Source organism: Pseudomonas sp. NPDC087690 (assembly GCF_044743175.1).
Classification (GTDB): Bacteria; Pseudomonadota; Gammaproteobacteria; order Pseudomonadales; family Pseudomonadaceae; genus Aquipseudomonas.
The window spans coordinates 2,937-5,399 of sequence record NZ_JBIUVX010000086.1 but is presented as its reverse complement, the minus strand read 5'-3'; the positions used below and the strand labels follow the sequence as shown (position 1 = coordinate 5,399).

Sequence of the window (2,463 nt, the reverse complement as noted above, 5' to 3'; positions counted from 1 at the left end):
CGGGTAGGCCGACAGGTGCGCGTTGTAGTTGCCGACGGCGCCGTTGATCTTGCCCAGCAGCGGCACGGCAGCGACCTGAGCGATCTGACGCTCGAGACGGTAAACCACGTTCGCCAGCTCTTTACCCAGAGTGGTCGGCGAAGCCGGCTGGCCGTGGGTACGCGACAGCATCGGCACGTCAGCGAAACGGATGGCCAGTTCGCGGATGGCTTCGGCGGTCTGGCGCATCAGCGGCAGCATCACGTCGTCACGGCCTTCGCGCAGCATCAGGGCGTGGGACAGGTTGTTGATGTCTTCGCTGGTGCAGGCAAAGTGGATGAACTCGCTGACCTGGGCCAGCTCCGGCAGCTTGGCCGCCTGCTCTTTGAGCAGGTATTCGATCGCTTTGACGTCGTGGTTGGTGGTGCGCTCGATCTCTTTGACGCGCTCGGCGTGCTCCAGCGAGAAGTTTTCAGCCAGTTCATTGAGAACGGCGTTGGCCTCGGCGGAGAAGGCTGGCACTTCAGGAATGCCAGCGTGGGCGGCCAGGCGCTGGAGCCAGCGCACTTCAACCAGAACGCGGACACGGATCAGGCCGTACTCGCTGAAAATCGGGCGCAGGGCCTGGGTTTTGCCGGCGTAGCGGCCGTCAACAGGGGAAACCGCAGTGAGCGAAGAAAGCTGCATGGGGTGTTCTCGGACAGTCGGGCAACGAAATGGGGCGCGTATCATACATGAAAAAATCCGCCGGTCCGTTGCCAACTGACCGGCGTATTACGCGTTACAGACTACAAAGCTTTTATTGCGTGGCGTTTACTCGCTGCGCATCAACGGATACAGCTCTTTGAGCAGCTTGCGCCGGCTGATCACCAACTGCCAGCGATGGCCGCCGAGCTGTCGCCACAGGCGTGCCGAACGAATGCCGGCGAGCAGCAGGGCGCGAATTTTCGAAGCGTTGCTCGGTTGCTGCAGGTTGCGCATGTCGCCGTGCACCTGGATGCGTTGGCGCAGGGTACTCAGGGTGTCCTGATACAGCGCACCGCAAGCCGCGACCACGTTTTCGTGGGCCGGGCCGAAATGCTCGACCTGCGACTGGATCTGCGGCAGACGCTTGCCGATGATGTCGAGCATGTCGTCGCGCTTGGCCAGTTGACGTTCCAGACCGAGCATCGACAGGGCATACCGCAGCGGTTCACGCTGCAACGTACTCGGGTCGCGTTCGAGGGCGCCGATCAGCGCTCGGTAACCTTCACGCAGATTGAGATCGTCGCCGCCGTACACGTCCAGCGTGTCCTTTGGGTCGCGCACCAGCAGACTGCCGAGCATGCAGGTCAGGCCGGCCTCGCTGGTCTGGCCGGTCTTGGCGATCCGGTCGACCAGCACAGCGGCGAGAAACACGCCGCCCAGCGCCGTCAGTTGCTCCTGAGTCGGGCTCATGCCTGGCCGCTCCACGGCTCGGCCACTTCTATCACGCCGCCGCCGAGGCAGATTTCACCGTCATAGAACACCACCGATTGGCCCGGCGTCACCGCGCGTTGCGGTTCGTCGAACACGGCGCGGTAGCCGTTGGCGGTTTTTTCCAGGGTGCAGGCCTGGTCACTCTGGCGATAACGCACCTTGGCGGTCAGGCGCAGCGGCTGGCTCAGGTCGATCGGGTTGACCCAATAGATTTCCGAAGCGAGCAGGGCGCCGGAGAACAGCCACGGATGGTTGTTGCCCTGGCCGACGATCAATTCGTTGGTGTCGAGATCCTTGCGCAGCACGTACCACGGTTCATCGCCGGCATCCTTCAAACCGCCGATGCCGAGGCCCTGGCGCTGACCGATGGTGTGATACATCAAACCGTGGTGACGGCCGATGACTTCGCCTTCGGTGGTCTTGATTTCGCCCGGTTGCGCTGGCAGGTATTGCTTGAGGAAGTCGCTGAAACGACGCTCGCCGATGAAGCAGATCCCGGTGGAGTCTTTCTTCTTGGCGGTCGCCAGCTCGTATTTCTCGGCAATTGCGCGCACTTCCGGCTTTTCCAGTTCGCCGACCGGGAACAGGGTCTTGGCGATCTGTTCGCCGCCGACGGCGTGCAGGAAGTAGCTCTGATCCTTGTTCGGATCGAGGCCTTTGAGCAGTTCGGTGCGGCCATCGATGTCGCGGCGGCGCACGTAGTGGCCGGTGGCAATCAGGTCGGCGCCGAGCATCATGGCGTAGTCGAGGAACGCCTTGAACTTGATCTCGCGGTTACACAGGATGTCCGGATTCGGCGTGCGCCCGGCCTTGTATTCGGCGAGGAAGTGCTCGAACACGTTGTCCCAGTACTCGGCGGCGAAGTTGGCGGTGTGCAGTTTGATACCGATTTTGTCGCAGACAGCCTGAGCATCCGCCAGGTCGTCCATGGCGGTGCAGTATTCCGTTCCGTCGTCTTCTTCCCAGTTCTTCATGAACAGGCCTTCCACCTCATAACCCTGCTCGATCAGCAGGAGAGCGGAACCG

Annotated in this window: 3 protein-coding genes; all 3 read right to left on the bottom strand. The window is 62.1% G+C overall.

All coding sequences use genetic code 11. The features are described 5' to 3' along the window. A partial coding sequence (locus ACIPIZ_RS29285; RefSeq protein ID WP_401168988.1) for a lyase family protein occupies window positions 1-666 on the bottom strand: 666 nt, incomplete at its 3' end. A 126-nt stretch (window positions 667-792) separates the two neighbouring features. Further along, a complete protein-coding gene (hflD, locus tag ACIPIZ_RS29280) occupies window positions 793-1,416 on the bottom strand; it encodes a high frequency lysogenization protein HflD (RefSeq protein ID WP_273915776.1) in 624 nt (207 codons plus the stop codon). After that, on the bottom strand, window positions 1,413-2,463 hold a 1,051-nt coding region (gene mnmA / locus ACIPIZ_RS29275; RefSeq protein WP_401168985.1), incomplete at its 5' end, for a tRNA 2-thiouridine(34) synthase MnmA. The genes mnmA and hflD, both read right to left, overlap by 4 nt.

Excerpts from the sequence above, each read along its gene's own strand:
- hflD (WP_273915776.1), bottom strand. The coding sequence starts at position 1,416 with ATGAGCCCGACTCAGGAGCAACTGACGGCGCTGGGCGGCGTGTTTCTC.